General features: G+C 72.9%; 12 protein-coding genes and 1 pseudogene. 4 read left to right on the top strand and 9 right to left on the bottom strand.

Annotation, left to right across the window (positions count from 1 at the left end):
• Positions 1-16: 16 nt before the first annotated feature.
• A complete protein-coding gene (locus ABZ562_RS23895; protein ID WP_361483160.1) occupies positions 17-1,513 on the top strand; it encodes an SWIM zinc finger family protein in 1,497 nt (498 codons plus the stop codon).
• Complete coding sequence (locus ABZ562_RS23890) at positions 1,510-4,203, top strand: DUF6493 family protein (RefSeq protein WP_361483157.1); 2,694 nt, start codon at positions 1,510-1,512, stop codon at positions 4,201-4,203. Before ABZ562_RS23895 ends, ABZ562_RS23890 begins: the two co-directional genes overlap by 4 nt.
• A gap of 90 nt (positions 4,204-4,293) precedes the next feature.
• Here ABZ562_RS23890 and thpD read toward each other — a convergent pair whose 3' ends face one another.
• The 6 genes from thpD to ABZ562_RS23860 all read right to left on the bottom strand — a co-directional run bounded on the left by thpD (position 4,294) and on the right by ABZ562_RS23860 (position 9,305).
• A complete protein-coding gene (thpD, locus tag ABZ562_RS23885) occupies positions 4,294-5,181 on the bottom strand; it encodes an ectoine hydroxylase (RefSeq protein WP_361483154.1) in 888 nt (295 codons plus the stop codon).
• Positions 5,182-5,185: 4 nt separating this feature from the next.
• Positions 5,186-5,590: an ectoine synthase gene (locus tag ABZ562_RS23880; protein WP_055554132.1), complete on the bottom strand. Its 405-nt coding sequence runs from the start codon at positions 5,588-5,590 to the stop codon at positions 5,186-5,188.
• 41 nt (positions 5,591-5,631) lie between these two features.
• A complete protein-coding gene (gene ectB, locus ABZ562_RS23875; RefSeq protein ID WP_361483151.1) occupies positions 5,632-6,894 on the bottom strand; it encodes a diaminobutyrate--2-oxoglutarate transaminase in 1,263 nt (420 codons plus the stop codon).
• A 111-nt stretch (positions 6,895-7,005) separates the two neighbouring features.
• Positions 7,006-7,554, bottom strand: coding sequence for a diaminobutyrate acetyltransferase (ectA, locus tag ABZ562_RS23870; RefSeq protein WP_361483148.1), 549 nt, complete (start codon positions 7,552-7,554; stop codon positions 7,006-7,008).
• 342 nt (positions 7,555-7,896) lie between these two features.
• Complete coding sequence (locus ABZ562_RS23865; protein ID WP_361483146.1) at positions 7,897-8,679, bottom strand: hypothetical protein; 783 nt, start codon at positions 8,677-8,679, stop codon at positions 7,897-7,899.
• Complete coding sequence (locus ABZ562_RS23860; protein WP_361483434.1) at positions 8,679-9,305, bottom strand: SigE family RNA polymerase sigma factor; 627 nt, start codon at positions 9,303-9,305, stop codon at positions 8,679-8,681. The genes ABZ562_RS23865 and ABZ562_RS23860 overlap by 1 nt, the downstream gene beginning before the upstream one ends.
• 238 nt (positions 9,306-9,543) lie before the next feature.
• Between ABZ562_RS23860 and ABZ562_RS23855 the strand changes: the two genes are divergently transcribed.
• Positions 9,544-10,656 (top strand): amidohydrolase family protein, encoded by a 1,113-nt coding sequence (locus ABZ562_RS23855; RefSeq protein WP_361483143.1) that lies wholly within the window; start codon positions 9,544-9,546, stop codon positions 10,654-10,656.
• A gap of 234 nt (positions 10,657-10,890) precedes the next feature.
• Positions 10,891-11,787: an SCO1860 family LAETG-anchored protein gene (locus tag ABZ562_RS23850; protein WP_361483140.1), complete on the top strand. Its 897-nt coding sequence runs from the start codon at positions 10,891-10,893 to the stop codon at positions 11,785-11,787.
• Positions 11,788-11,919: 132 nt separating this feature from the next.
• Here the strand turns inward: ABZ562_RS23850 and cobC are convergent, their stop codons facing one another.
• From cobC to ABZ562_RS23835, 3 genes and pseudogenes are all read right to left on the bottom strand, one after another.
• Positions 11,920-12,999 carry an Rv2231c family pyridoxal phosphate-dependent protein CobC gene (gene cobC / locus ABZ562_RS23845; protein WP_361483137.1) on the bottom strand — a complete coding sequence of 360 codons (1,080 nt, stop codon included), beginning with the start codon at positions 12,997-12,999 and terminating at the stop codon, positions 11,920-11,922.
• Entirely contained in the window at positions 12,989-13,828 is an 840-nt protein-coding gene (locus ABZ562_RS23840) for a sirohydrochlorin chelatase (protein ID WP_361483134.1), read from the bottom strand. The genes cobC and ABZ562_RS23840 overlap by 11 nt, the downstream gene beginning before the upstream one ends.
• Positions 13,829-13,929: 101 nt before the next feature.
• Positions 13,930-14,343 (bottom strand): annotated as a pseudogene (locus tag ABZ562_RS23835) (cobalamin biosynthesis protein); the annotation flags it as partial.
• Positions 14,344-14,352 lie beyond the last annotated feature (9 nt).

Genomic DNA, 14,352 nt, shown 5'->3' with positions numbered 1-14,352 from the left:
ATCTAGCGTTTCGCCCATGACACGAACGGCACAGACGTACGCCTACCTCCGCCCCTCCGCCGTGCGCCGCACAGCGGAGGGCGGCAGCATCGGCCTGGAGACTTCCGGCGGCACCACCCCGGCCGGGCGGGAGGACCATCCGCGCTTCTTCCGCGGCTTCCTGACCCACCCCCAGGTGGCCGCCGCCGGGCTGCTGTGCGTCGCGGACGTCGCCGCCGCCCGCTACTACCAGCCGCTGCCCCCGTTCTCGCTCGACCCGGTCGTCACCGGGAACGGGGACCGGCTGCGCTTCGAGTCGTTCTCCGGCTGCTGCGGGGTGTACGCGCGGTTCGACCTGCTGGGCGACGGCCTCGACGGCGGCGAGATCGGGCACGGCACGACCAACGTCGATGTGAACAACCCGCTCCGGGATGCCCTGACCCGCGTGGGCGCGGCCGATCCGCTGCGGCTGGAGGTCGGGCGCGACGAACTGGCCGTGACCACCTTCGACGGGCACATGGTGGAGAAGAAGGTGCCGCTGCCCGACCGCTGGCTGCGCGGTTTCGCCGAGACGCAGGTGGTCGCCCCGGGGTTCGACCTGCGCGCCGAACTCCCCGCCGCCGAGGCCGTGCGCTTCCTCCGGTCGCTGCCGCGTGCCGGAGCCCGCGCGGGCGCCTCGCGCGGAGCGCTCTGGGTCGTCCCGGCGGGCCGTTCGCTTCGCGCCACCTCCCGGCCGGTCCCCGGAGCGGTCTGTCTGCCGGGGCCGGAGCGGCTCGCCGCGCTGACACGGGTGCTGCGGTTCGCGACGGGCCTGCGCATCCACGGCCCGGCCGTGAGGGCGGGCAGCGGGCCGGTGGCCAGCGCCTGGGAGGTGGCGCTGCCGGGGGCGCGCCTGACCCTCACCCTGTCCCCGGACGCGGCGCGGGGCTTCTCCGGGGAAGGCGGCGTGCTCGACGCCCTGGCGTCGGAGGAGTCCGCCGAGGACGCCGACCTGGTGTCGGTGCTGCTGGCCTGGGACCCCGCCGTAGACATCGCCGACCTGGCCGCACAGTCCGGGCTCACCCCGGGCCGCGTACGGGCGGCGCTCACCCGCCTGGGCACGGCCGGGCGCATCGGCTACGACACGGCGGAGGCCGCGTACTTCCACCGGGAGCTGCCCTACGACACGGGGCGCGCCGAGCGCGACAACCCCCGGCTGCGGGCCGCCCGCGCCCTCGTCGCGGCGGGCGCGGTGCGCCTCGACTGCGAGCCGGCCACCGTCACCGTCGACGACCACATCCACCGGGTCAGATCCGCCGAAGGGCGGCTGACCTGCACCTGCCGCTGGTGGGCCGAATACCGCGGCGGCCGCGGCCCGTGCAAGCACGCCCTCGCCGTCCGCATCGTCCGCCGCACGGCCGCGCACCGTACGGCGGCCACCGCCCAGGACACGACCGATACGACTGACACGCACGGCATGACTGACACGCACGGCACGACTGATACGACCGGCACGCACGGCACGACCGAGACCTCCACCGGAGCCACCCGATGAGCGACACCACCACGCACGACGCGTACGAGATCGCGTACGACATCCCCGACGGGGCCACCGAGGACGTGCGCGGGCTGCTGCACGCCGTGCGCGAGGGCCGTGCCGAGGACGTCCCCGGGCTGGCCGGCGCGCTCACCGGCGCCGAGCGGCGGAAGTGCCTGCCGGTGCTCAAGGCGTGGCGCAAGGAGACCCGGGACAATTTCACCTGGCGGAGCGAACGGCACCTGGCCGTGCTCCGGGCGCTGCTGCCCGCCGGGGCCAGCTGCTGCACGGGCGCGGCGGCCGCGGCCGGGTGGCTCGCGGGCAGCGTCCTGTGGCGGGAGGACCGCGATATCTCGCTGGTCCTCGAAGCGCTGGACGGCCGTGACCCCGAATGGCTGGCCGAGGTGGCGCGGCGGCTGGCCGACCGCCGCTCGGCGGAGGAGGACTATCCGGTGATCGCGGGGCTGGTCCTGGCCGCGGGCTGCGCGCCGCCCACGACGGACGGCTTCGTCCGCGGCTGGCTGCGGGGCATCCCGGCCCGGGGCAGGACGATCAGGGACAGGCTGCGGGAGGACCCGTTCCTGACGGCGGTCGTCCCCCGGCTCTTCGAGGTGCCGGACGTCGGTTCGGGCTTCCAGGACCACTGGCCGGGCGAGTCCGGCTGGGCCGCCGCGCTCGCCGGGCTCACCGAGGAAGGGCTGCTTGGCCGGGGGATGATGATCGACGGCTGTCTGGCGCGGCTGCTGCGCGGTGGCCGGCCCGGCGTCGTGAAGGGCTTCCTCGCCCTGCTGAACGACCTGGACCTTACCGAGGACGAGCGGGCGGCCCACACCCTCACCTGGGTGCGGATGCTGCCCGACGGCCACGCGCTGGTGGCGGCCCGCGCCCAGGAGGTGCTGGCGGAGCTGGACGAGGCGGGCCGGCTGGAGACCGAGCACCTGGCCGAGGCGTCGCGGGCGGCCCTGTTCCGGCCGGAGAAGAAGATCGTGCGGGCCCAGCTCACGATGCTGGACAAGGCGATGAAGCGGGACCGGGCGCGCACGGACGAGCTGCTGCCGGTGGCCGCCGAGGCCTTCGGCCACGAGGAGCACAGCCTTCAGGAGAAGGCCCTCGCGCTGGCCGTCCGCCATCGCAGGCACGCGGGCGACGAGGCTCTCGCCGAACTGGCAGCGAGCGCCGAGCTGCTCCCCTCCGACCTGCGCAAACGCGCGGCCGAGGCGTTCGGCGGCGCCTTGGCGGCCGAGGCGGCCGAGTCGCCCGCCGAGGAGGGTGACGTCCTGCCGCCCGCGTCGGACCCCGAGCGGCTGGACCCCGCACCGCTCGCCCCTGCCGAGCTCGCCGAGGAGGTCGTCGCGCTGCTGCGCGGCAAGGGCACCCCGGCGCAGGAGGAGCGGGCGCTGAACAGCCTCGTGGTCCACGCCCACGCCGACTTGGCGGGGCTCCGCGCGGCCCTGGAACCGGTCGTCGCAGCGCACCGGCAGCCTGCCTTCGCGCTGAGCGAAAACGTCTTCGCACAGGCGCTCGAGGCCGTCGTCATGTTCGTCATGGGCGAGGCCGCGGAGGAGAAGACGCGCACCCTCCGCATCCAGTCCGGCCTGGGAGCCCTCCGTTTCCGGTTCCAGGAGTACCAGTGCCCGCACACGGCGATCTGGTCCGTCTGCCTCAGCCGCGCGGCCGAGATCGGGGCGCGGCTGGAGCTCGGGGACCCCTTGCCGTTCCTGCTGGCCACGCCCACGTGGCCGACGGGGACCATCGACCCGTCGGAGCTGGTGGCCCGGCTCGCCGCGTACGAGCGGTCGGACATCGAGCCCGGCCCGGCGGACCTCGACCAGGCCCTGCTGCGGCTGGACCGGCAGGTGCCGCCCGAGGCGCGGGCGGCGGCGGACGGGCTCACCTCGCCCGCGGGGCGGCGGCTCGCCGCCTGGCTCGCCTCGGGCGGGCTGCCCGATCCCGTCATCTCCAGGGAAACGGAGCCGGTGAGGCTCCGGACTCCCCGCCCCGGTGTGCTGGTGCGCACCGAGGCCCTCCCCGGGCACGAGGACTACGCCGAGCCGTTCCGCTCGCTGCTCGGCGCGCACGACCCGATCGGCAGTCCGTGCGCGTGCGGGGATGGCGGGGAGTGCTCCCCGCGGGCCCTGGCCCTGCTGCCCCAGCACCGGGAGATCATCGCGGCGCGGATGCTGCCGTCCTTCGGTGCCATGGCCGAGTTCGACCACATCGGCAAGAGGACGCCCGTGCTGCCCGCGCTGGCCGAGTCGGGCGGTCCGGCCGGGCCCGCGACCCATCTGCTCCTGGCGTACGGGCTCGGGGCGCGGCGCTTCGACGAGCAGCTCTTCGCGGTGGACGCGATGCTCGTCCTGGCCGCGCGCGGCCAGCTCGACGGGGAGGGGCTCGGCCGGGACCTCGCCGAGCTGACGGACTTGCGCCGGCTCAAGCCGAAGCGGTTCACGGAGGCGCTGCGGGAGGCGGCGCGCACCGGTGCGTACGCCACGGTGTGGACGGTGCTCTCGGGCGCCCTCCCCGGGCTCCTGACGGGTGAGGCGGCGGCCGGTAACGCGGCCCTGCTCACGCTCGCGACCGAATGCGCGGAGCGGTCCGGCGCCCGTGGCGCGATACCGGAGATCGACGCGCTGGCGGCGCGCACGGGCTCGTCACAGCTGATCAAGCAGGCCCGGCGGCTCAAGGCGGCGCTGAGCGGCGACGCGTAGCGCCGGGTCCACCGCGGAAACGCAGGTGGCCAGGGGGAGGGCGTCGTACCGCCCTCCCCCTGGCCATCCACGGTCACGGAGACCAGTGGCTCACCGCACCGGGGTGAAGTCCCGGGCCCCGATGAATTCGGGCCGCCGCACCGGCGCCGCGAACGGCTCCACCGCCGTGTTCTCCACGCTGTTGAACACGATGAAGACGTTGCTGCGCGAGTAGGGCGTGATGTTGTCACCCGAGCCGTGCATGCAGTTGCAGTCGAACCAGGTCGCCGAACCGGCCTTGCCGGTGAACAGCTTGATGCCGTGCTTGTCGGCGAAGCCGGCCAGCGCCTCGTCGGACGGAGTGCCCGCGTCCTGCATCTGCAGCGACTTCTTGTAGTTGTCCTTCGGCGTCTCACCCGCACAACCGAGGAACGTACGGTGCGACCCCGGCATGATCATGAGGCTGCCGTTGGTGTCGTAGTTCTCGGTGAGCGCGATCGAGACCGACACGGTCCGCATGTTCGGCAGGCCGTCCTCGGCGTGCCAGGTCTCGAAGTCCGAGTGCCAGTAGAAGCCCGAGGCCCCGAAACCCGGCTTGACGTTGATCCGGCTCTGGTGGACGTAGACGTCCGAACCGAGGATCTGCCGTGCGCGGCCCACCACTCGCGGGTCGCGCACCAGGTTCGCGAAGACCTCGCTGATCCGGTGCACCTCGAACACCGACCGTACGTCCTTCGACTTCGGCTCGATGATCGAGCGCTCGTCGGCGCGCACGTCCGGGTCGACGATCAGCCGGTCCAGCTCGGCGCGGTAGACCGCGACCTCGTCCGGAGTGATGAGCTGATCGATCGCCAGAAAGCCATCGCGATCGAAATCGCTCAGCTCGGACGGCTGCATCGGACCCTCGGCCCCGGGCTCGGACCACACGACGGGGTCCACGCGGGGCGTGGCCACCTCGATGGATCCGCGGGTCGGGTACAGGTCAGTGACCGTGGTCATCGGATCATGCCTCCTCGGTCTCGGTGATCAGGGGGTAAACCCCGTTCTCATCATGGTCCTCCCGTCCGGTGATCGGCGGGTTGAAAACGCAAACGCACCGGAAGTCCTTTTTGATGCGCATGGTGTGCTTCTCGTGTCCGTCCAGCAGATACATGGTGCCGGGCGTGATGGTGTGCTTCTCACCGTTCTCGTCGTTGGTGAGCTCGGCCTCCCCCTCGACGCAGAGGACCGCTTCGATGTGGTTGGCGTACCACATGGACGTCTCGGTGCCCGCGTAGAGCGTGGTCTCGTGCAGGGAGAAGCCGACCTTCTCCCGCGCGAGCACGATGCGCTTGCTCTCCCAGGTACCCGATTTGGCCTTTACATGCCTCTCGGTGCCCTCGATGTCCTTGAAGGATCGGACGATCACGGTGAGTCGCTGCCTTTCTGTTATTGCTTTACGGAGGGTGTTCAGGCGGTTTCGCGAACCGCCCGGGCGAGGATCCGCAGACCCTCGTCCAGCTCTTCGGGCGTCATCGTCAGCGCGGGCAGCAGCTTGACGACCTCGCTCTCCGGACCGGAGGTCTCGACCAGCAGGCCCAGCTCGAAGGCGCGCTTGCAGACGGCCGAGGCGCGCGGCTTGTCCTCGAACTCCATGCCCCACACCAGGCCGCGGCCGCGGAAGGAGACGCCGGAGTTCTCCTCGCAGATGGCGCGCAGGCCCTGCTCGACCTGCTCGCCGCGGGCCAGCGTCTGCTTCTCCATCTGGCCGTCGGCCCAGTAGGTGTCCAGGGTCGCGGCGGCGGTCACGAACGCGGGGTTGTTGCCGCGGAACGTGCCGTTGTGCTCGCCGGGCTCCCAGATGTCCAGCTCCGGCTTGAAGAGGGTGAGCGCCAGCGGCAGGCCGTAACCGCTGATCGACTTGGAGACCGTGACGATGTCCGGGGTGATGCCCGCCTCCTCGAAGGAGAAGAAGGCACCGGTGCGGCCGCAGCCCATCTGGATGTCGTCGACGATCAGCAGCATGTCCTGGCGCTCGCACAGCTCGGCCAGGGCGCGCAGCCACTCGGCGCGCGCGACGTTGATGCCGCCCTCGCCCTGCACGGTCTCGACGATCACGGCGGCGGGCTTGTTGAGGCCGGAGCCCTGGTCCTCGAGCAGTCGCTCGAACCACAGGAAGTCCTCGACCGCGCCGTCGAAGTAGTTGTCGAACGGCATCGGGGTGCCGTGGACCAGCGGGATGCCCGCGCCGGCCCGCTTGAAGGCGTTGCCGGTGACGGCGAGCGAGCCCAGCGACATGCCGTGGAAGGCGTTGGTGAACGAGACGATCGACTCGCGCCCCTTGACCTTACGGGCCAGCTTCAGCGCGGCCTCGACCGCGTTGGTGCCCGTCGGGCCCGGGAACATGACCTTGTACGGCAGGTCACGCGGGCGCAGGATGTTGTTCTGGAACGACTCCAGGAACGCGCGCTTGGCCGTGGTCGACATGTCCAGACCGTGCGTGACGCCGTCACGCTCGATGTAGTCGATCAGCGCCCGTTTCAGGACCGGGTTGTTGTGGCCGTAGTTGAGCGACCCGGCTCCGGCGAAGAAGTCGAGGTAGGTGTGGCCGTCCTCGTCGTACATGTGGCTGCCCTGCGCGCGGTCGAAGACAGCAGGCCAACCGCGGCAGTAGCTGCGCACCTCCGACTCCAGGGCCTCGAAGACGCTCAGGGCGGGCGGGGTGATGGTCACAGCATTCTCCTGGGAGATGAGTGCGAGGGGTGAGGGGGTGAAGGGCGTGCGCCCTCGGGGATACAGGGGGTCGGGGGCAGGAATCGGGGATGACCTCAGGGGATCCGGGGCTCAGCCACGGTCCGCGAGCGGGCCGATGCGGTAGAGCACCTCGGGCTCGTGTCCTCCGTCGGGGAACAGGCCGCCGTCGAAGAGCACCTCGCGCTCGACGGGCGCCCCGTGCCGCTCCGCGAAGGACGTGAACAGCCGGTTCGACGCTGTGTTGTCCGGGGTGATCGTGGTCTCGATGCCCCGGATGCCCGTCGCGGCGACGCGGGCGGTCAGCCCGTCCAGCAGCGTGGCGGCCAGTCCGCGGCCGCGCCATGCCTGGTCGACGGCGACCTGCCAGACCACCAGGGTCTCGGGCAGCTCGGGGCGGACGTAGCCGGTGATGAAGCCCACCGGTCCGCCTTCGGCGTCGCGCGCCACCACGGAGGTCGCCGCGAAGTCGCGGCACCACAGGAGGTAGCTGTAGGAGGAGTTGAGGTCCAGAGTCTTGGAGTCGCGGGCGATTCGCCAGATCGCGGCTCCATCCTCGACGCGTGGTGTGTCGAGGGTCAGCCCCTCTGGCAAATCAAATTCGCTACGGGCGCCTACTCGGTCTGCTTGTGCGGCGGTCATACAAATTCAATTTACCCAGCGCGATCTAAAAATGCATCGAGGAGAGGGGTTACGTAGAGGGGGGTCGATGTGGTAACACGCGAGGGCGCGCATGCGCGCGGCGGATCGCTGAAAAGCGGTGATTTGAGGGGGAGTTAGTGGGGTGAAACGGACCGGGTGTGGAGTGTGTCACATATGAGTAACGGGGTCGTGATGCCGCCGAATTACCGTGTCCTGGGCCACTAAAAAAAGTGCGTTTAGAGATCGGAAGCCGGGGAAGACGAGATGGGAAGAGGTGCTTGAAAAACGCCCCGAATTTATCTTATGGCCTTCCCGAATTCATTCCGGCGGGGCTTCGGGAACTTACCGCCGAAAGTCGCCGCGGACGGCGAATGCCCCGGACGGGCCATGGCCGGTGGCGGAGTAACCGTCCCGCCCGGCGTCCCGGCTGCCCTCCGCGTGGTTGTACTGCCCCGCGAAGACGTAGCGGCCCGCCGGTACCGTAGCCCCCTTCCGGAGCGTCCAGCGGTAGACCAGCACCCCGTCCTCGGAGCGCACCGAGGTGGCCAGGTCGCCCGTATGCACGGTGCTGAAGGAGCCGGTGGTGCGCACCCCGCCGTTCTCCGCGACCCGCAGCTCCACCGTCAGCGACGTCAGCGGCTTGCTCGTCGTGAGGGTGATGTCACTCTGCGCCCAGTACGGGTTGGAATGGGGGTTGATCGCCCCCCGGGAGCGCACCGCCGGATCGGCGAGATGGTTTGGACCGACCGCCGTGGGAAAGGCGCTCGGCGTGTGCCGACCAGCCTCGTCCTCCGCGCCGCCGCCCGGCCGCTTCGTCGTGTCGCCGCCCCGGTCCGCGGGTGGCCCGGCCGGTTCGCTCGACGTCCGTACCGTCTGCGGCCCGTCGGCGGTGTCGGTGGTCACCACCGCGATCCCGGCGGCGGCCACCGCCGCGGCCAGGCCCGCCACCGGGCCCACCACCCGGGCCCACTGCCGACCGGGGGCGCGCCGGACACCTCGCCGCTTCTCCGCCGCCATGCCCGCGGTGACCCGGGCCAGCATCCGGGCCCGGTCCGGCTCGTGCGCCTCGGCGGCCTCGCGCAGTTCGGCGGCGACATCGCGCCGGTCGTCGCGATGGTCGATCATCAACCGTTCCCTCCTGGGTGCCCGGCGTGACCCACGCGGCCGGGGCGGAGCCCCCGTACCGTCTCCTGTGCCGACGGCGCCGGCGGCTGGGCCTGCGCCCGCGTCCCCGCCGCGGGGCGCTCGGGGCCGTCGTCCGGAGGGCCGAGCAGCCGCTCCAGCTCGGCGATGCCACGGGAGGTCTGGCTCTTGACCGTGCCCACCGAGATGCCGAGGGTGCGGGCGGTGTCCCGCTCCGACAGGTCGAAGGCGTGCCGCAGCACCACGCACGCCCGCTTCCGGAACGGCAGTCTCACCAGCGCGGCCTGCACGTCCACCATCGCGGACACATCCGGATCGTCCACCCGGTCCGAGCGCTCCGAGGAGAACAGCGCCACCCGCCGCCGCTCGCGCACCATGCTGCGGATCCGGGACCGGGCCAGGTTGGCCACCACGCCCCGGGCGTACGCGGCCGGATGCTCGGCGACCCGCACCCGGTCCCACCGGTGCCAGACCGCGACCAGCGCGTCGGCCGCCAGGTCGTCCGCCCCGTCGGAACTGCCCAGCAGCAGATGGGCGAGGCGGGCCAGCTCGGCATGGTGGCGCTCGAAGAACTCCCGGAACTCCGCCTGGGCGTCGGCCGTCCGCACCCCGGCCGCCCGTAAGTCCGCCGTCCCCGAGTCCGCTGTCCGTAAGTCCGCTGACGGTAAGTCGGCGGCCGCGTCTGCCGGGCCATCGGTAGGAGCGCTCACGCGGGCCTCCTCACTGTCCCTCGTCCGGTGGGTTGCGTGAGCGTAGCAGCGCTCCCCGTGTTGTACGAGTGGAGCTCTCTCGCTTCCCGGGAATTGGCCGGTCAGCACCCCGGCGCCGTCTCGTACAGTGCGTGACATGAGGGAGAGCGCGGTGCTGCACATCAAGGGGCGGATCCTGGTCGGCCCGGAGGACGGGGACGCCGGGGACGCCGGGGGCGGCCGGGACGAACTGTGGGTGGTCGACGGAAAGATCACCTTCGACCGGCCGGCCGGGGCCCGGGACGTATCGAGGCTGGACGGCTGGGTCCTGCCCGGACTCGTCGACGCCCACTGCCACGTCGGCCTGGACGCCCACGGCGCGGTGGACGACGCGACGAGCGAGAAGCAGGCCCTCACCGAACGCGACGCCGGGGCGCTGCTGCTGCGCGACGCCGGATCGCCGTCCGACACCCGCTGGGTCGACGACCGCGAGGACCTGCCCCGCATCATCCGGGCGGGCCGCCACATCGCCCGCACCAAGCGCTACATCCGCAACTACGCGCACGAGATCGAACCGGAGGACCTGGTCGCCTACGTGGCGGCCGAGGCGCGCCGCGGCGACGGCTGGGTCAAGCTCGTCGGCGACTGGATCGACCGGGACAGCGGCGACCTCGCCGCCTGCTGGCCGCGCGGAGCGGTCGAGGCGGCCATCGCCGAGGCCCACCGGCTCGGGGCGCGGGTCACGGCGCACTGCTTCGCCGAAGAGACCCTGGCCCCGCTGGTCGAGGCCGGGATCGACTGCGTCGAGCACGCGACCGGGCTGACCGAGGACACCATTCCGCTGTTCGCCGAGCGGGGCGTCGCCATCGTCCCGACCCTCGTCAACATCGCCACCTTCCCGACGCTCGCGGACAGCGGCGAGGCCAAGTTCCCGCGCTGGGCCGACCACATGCGGCGGCTGCACGCGCGGCGCTACGACACGGTGCGCGCCGCCTGGGACGCGGGTATCCCCGTCTACACCGGCACCGACGCGGGCGGTTCGCTCGCGCACGGGCTGGTCGGCCAGGAGGTCGCCGAGCTGGTCAAGGCGGGCATCCCGGTGCGGGACGCGCTGTCGGCGGCCACCTGGGGCGCCCGGGCCTGGCTGGGACGGCCGGGGATCACCGAGGGCGCCCCCGCCGACCTCGTGGTGTACGACGCCGATCCGCGGGCCGACGTACGGGTGCTGACGGCGCCGCGCCGGGTGGTGCTGCGGGGCCGGGTGTTCTGAGTGTTCTGAGCGGGACCCAGGGGGCCTGGGCGTACGAGGCGGTCGAACGCTTCGGCGAACAACACCCTTTGGGATGAACGGACTTCATGTGTCTGCCTGTTTACCCTCAGTGCGCAAATATGGCGTCGTCGAGGCCGTCGGCGCCCGTGGAGTCCCCCGCGGCAGGCGCCGGCGGCTCCATGTCTCCTGTGGGGGTCAACTCACGTGTCCTTTTCACGCAATACCTTCTTCGGCATGCCCGCCCGCCGTCTGGTGGCGGTCTCCGGCGTCTGCGCCGTCTCCGTCCTGGGCGTCCTGCCCGCGGCCACGGCGCAGGCCCGGACCGGCCACACCGCCGGCAAGGCGAGCGCGGCCGTGCTCCGTACCGACCTGAGCGTCTCGCTCCTCAACAAGACCGTCACCGCACCGCTGGTGACCTCGCTGAACGAAGTCCAGGCGCCCCGGACCGCCAGCAAGACCGCGCTCAGCGCGACCGTGGCGGGCGTCAACGGCGACCGCCCCTTCAGCGTGCTGCGCGCCGACGTGGCCACGGCCCGCGCCGCCACGGACGCGTCCCGGTCCGAGGGCTACTCCAACCTCGTCAACGCCAAGGTGAACGTGCCCGGGCTGCTCTCGGTGCCGCTCATCACGGTCGAGCAGGTCACCTCGAAGGCCGTGTGCGCGGCCGGGAAGAAGCCGACCGCCGACTCCAACGTGCTGGGCACGGTCAGCGTGCTCGGCAAGAAGGTCACCCTGACCGCGGGCGGCTCCACCAAGGTGGACGTGCCCTCGCTCGGCCAGGTGAGCCTGGATCTGTCGCGCACCGCGACCACCTCGCGCACCGCGGCGGCCACCGCGCTCGCGCTGAAGGTCTCGGTGAACCCGCTCAAGCTCAACGTCTCCGAGGTCGAGGGCCAGGTCACCCTGGCCCACGCGACCTGTGAGGCGCCCGGCGCCCCGGCCAAGCAGGAGAAGCCGCAGGTCGGCAACCAGACCAAGCCGGAGCCCAAGCCGGAGCACCTCGCCGAGACCGGCGGCAGTTCGGCCACCCCGTACCTGGTGGCAGGCGGCGCCGTGCTGCTCGCCGCCGGTGGCGGCGCGGTGATCCTGGCCCGCCGCCGGCGGGCCGCCGGAACGCGCGGTGATGCGTAGGCACCACCCCACCCAGCAGCCGGTGCCGGAGGTCGACCCACCCCGACCCCCGGCACCGGCCAGGGCCTGCCCGGCGCGGCTCACCCCGCCCGGGCAGGCCCCCAAGGGGCCTTCCGGGACCCGTGGCGAGGCTCAGCCGTCCCGCAGGGCCTTGGCCAGGGCGATGACCAGGCGGTCGGTCGTATCGCGGTCGCGGACCGCCAGCCGCAGCCAGTCCGGGCCCAGCCCCGGGAAGGTGTCCCCGCGGCGCACCGCGAAGCCGAGGTCGCGCAGGCGGGCCCGTATCGCCGCCGCGTCCGGCAGCCGGACCAGCAGGAACGGACCGGCCGCCGGGCCGCACACCCGCAGCCCGGCCTCGCCGAACTCGCCCAGCCGGCCGGCCAGATAGGCGCGGTCGGCGGCGGTCCGCTCGGCGGCCCGCGCCGCCTCGGCCAGCGCGGCGGGCGCACAGCACGCCTCCGCCGCCGCCAGGGCGGGGGCGGACACCGGCCACAGCGGCTGCACCCGCTCCAACTCGGCGACGATCCCGGGGTCCGCGAGGACGTATCCGATGCGCAGCCCCGCGAGACCCCACGTCTTGGTGAGGCTGCGCAGCACGACCAGCCCCGGCACATCCGTGCGGGAGGCGAGCGACGCGGGCTCGCCCGGCACGGCGTCCATGAACGCCTCGTCCACCACCAGCGTCCGCCCGGGCCGGGCCAGTTCGGCGAGGGCGGCGGCCGGGTGCAGCACGGAGGTGGGGTTGGTGGGGTTGCCGACGACCACCAGATCGGCGTCGTCCGGCACCGCCGCCGCATCCAGCCGGAAGCCGTCCCGCTCGTCGAGCAGCACCCGCTCCACCGGATGCCCGGCGTCCCGCAGCGCGGCCTCCGGCTCGGTGAACTGCGGATGCACCACCACCGGGCGCCGCGCCGGAAGGGCGCGGGCGATCAGCACGAACGCCTCCGCGGCCCCCGCCGTCAGCAGCACCCGCCCCTCCGGCACCCCATGGCACGCGGCCACCGCGGCGCGCGCCGCCCGCCCGTCCGGGTAGGCGGCCAGCCCGTCGAGGGACGCGGCGATACGGTCCTTGAGCCAACGCGGCGGCGTACCGGCCCGGACGTTGACCGCGAGGTCCGTCAGCCCGGCCTCGGCGCCCCGCACCTCCGCGTCCCCGTGATGCCGCAGATCGAACCCGGGGACCGCACCACCGGCGGTTATGTCAGCGGACATCGGCGTGGAGGTCCGGGTGGGCGTGGGCATGGGCCGCCTCGTCGTCGAGCCGCGCCCGCTCGGTCACCCCGGCCACCTCCTCGTAGCGCTCCATGACCAGCTCCGCCAACTCCACGGTCGGGCCCATGACATCGGCGGACACCACCTCGGCCTCCGGATGCGCGAGCGCCCAGCCCTCCGCCTGCTGCCGCACCCGCTCCAGCGCGTCCCCGCCGAACAGGAAATAGGGCAGCACGACGATCCGCTGCGCCCCGAGCCGCACACAGCGGTCCAGACCCGAGGGCACGTCCGGCGCGGCGAGCGAGGCGAAGGCCGTCTCGACGCCCGCGAAACCACGGCCCTCCCACAGCAGCCGGGCGGCCCGGTGCACCTCGGCGTTGCCCTCCGGCAGCGGCGACCCGTCGCCCACCAGCAGCACCGTCGTCTGCGCCCGGTCCGAGGGGGAGCGCCGCCCGCCGCCCAGCGCCTCGTCCAGCCGCTGCTCCAGCACCCGCAGCAGCCGGGGGTCCGGGCCCAGCGGGCGGCCGAAGACGAACGAGGCGTCCGCGTGCCGCTCCGCCTCCTGGGCCAGCGCGGCGGCGACGCCCTCTCTGGGATGCTCCACCGGGCTCAGGCTGAGCGGCACGACGGCGAAGCGCGTCACCCCCTCTCCGACGAGCCGGGCCACCGCGTCGGCCAGCGGGGGAGCGTCCGGCCTGGTGAGGCCGCCCGCCACGGGCAGGTCGGGGTGGCGCGCGCCCAACTCCCGTACGAAGTCCTGGAAGGCGCCGGCGCGCCTTGCGTCTCGGGTGCCGATGCCTGCGATGAGCAGCGCGGGCGGGGTCGTCACGAGGTCTCCTTGGTGCAGGTGAAGCGGGTCTCACGGGAGCGAGTGGCATCTCTCGCCCCGCGACGTTACTGAGCGCCGTCGGGACACGCCACAGCAGGTCTTCGGCCGTTTCGCGGGCCACGGCGGGCGATCGCACAGGTGGCCCTCGACGGCCTGCCGGCGCCCGGCTCCGACGTCCGCTTGGCGACGAGCAGTTCGCCTCCCGGACCGGCGGCCAGCAGCGCGGCCGCCTCGGCCACACTGGGTGTCCCCATAGCGGTGAGCGCCGCCGTGGACGGATTCGTTACCTCGACGGCGGCCAGCATCCGCGCTCCGTACCCACGCAGCGGCACCCCGAACCGCTCGGCGGCGGCCAGCAGCCCCGGCTCACCGGTCTTGGCCTCGACGGTCGCCAACTCCGCGACGCGGCCGGGCGCGAGGCCCGCCCCGGCGAGGGCCGCCGCCACCAGACCGGTCACCTCGTCCACGGACACCCCTCGCCCCGCACCGACGCCGACGACCAGATCCGGCTTCCGTGGCTGGTC

The organism is Streptomyces sp. NPDC019937, assembly GCF_040631655.1.
Classification (GTDB): domain Bacteria; phylum Actinomycetota; class Actinomycetes; order Streptomycetales; family Streptomycetaceae; genus Streptomyces.
Note: the sequence above shows the minus strand (reverse complement) of the source record. Positions and strands in the feature narration are given on the sequence as shown.

What these genes read in the sequence shown, in the direction of transcription:
- cobC (WP_361483137.1), bottom strand. Translation starts at nt 12,999, where the DNA reads ATGTCCGCTGACATAACCGCCGGTGGTGCGGTCCCCGGGTTCGATCTG.
- ABZ562_RS23855 (WP_361483143.1), top strand. Translation starts at nt 9,544, where the DNA reads ATGAGGGAGAGCGCGGTGCTGCACATCAAGGGGCGGATCCTGGTCGGC.
- ABZ562_RS23895 (WP_361483160.1), top strand. Translation starts at nt 17, where the DNA reads ATGACACGAACGGCACAGACGTACGCCTACCTCCGCCCCTCCGCCGTG.
- ABZ562_RS23890 (WP_361483157.1), top strand. Translation starts at nt 1,510, where the DNA reads ATGAGCGACACCACCACGCACGACGCGTACGAGATCGCGTACGACATC.
- thpD (WP_361483154.1), bottom strand. Translation starts at nt 5,181, where the DNA reads ATGACCACGGTCACTGACCTGTACCCGACCCGCGGATCCATCGAGGTG.
- ABZ562_RS23850 (WP_361483140.1), top strand. Translation starts at nt 10,891, where the DNA reads ATGCCCGCCCGCCGTCTGGTGGCGGTCTCCGGCGTCTGCGCCGTCTCC.
- ABZ562_RS23865 (WP_361483146.1), bottom strand. Translation starts at nt 8,679, where the DNA reads ATGATCGACCATCGCGACGACCGGCGCGATGTCGCCGCCGAACTGCGC.
- ectA (WP_361483148.1), bottom strand. Translation starts at nt 7,554, where the DNA reads ATGACCGCCGCACAAGCAGACCGAGTAGGCGCCCGTAGCGAATTTGAT.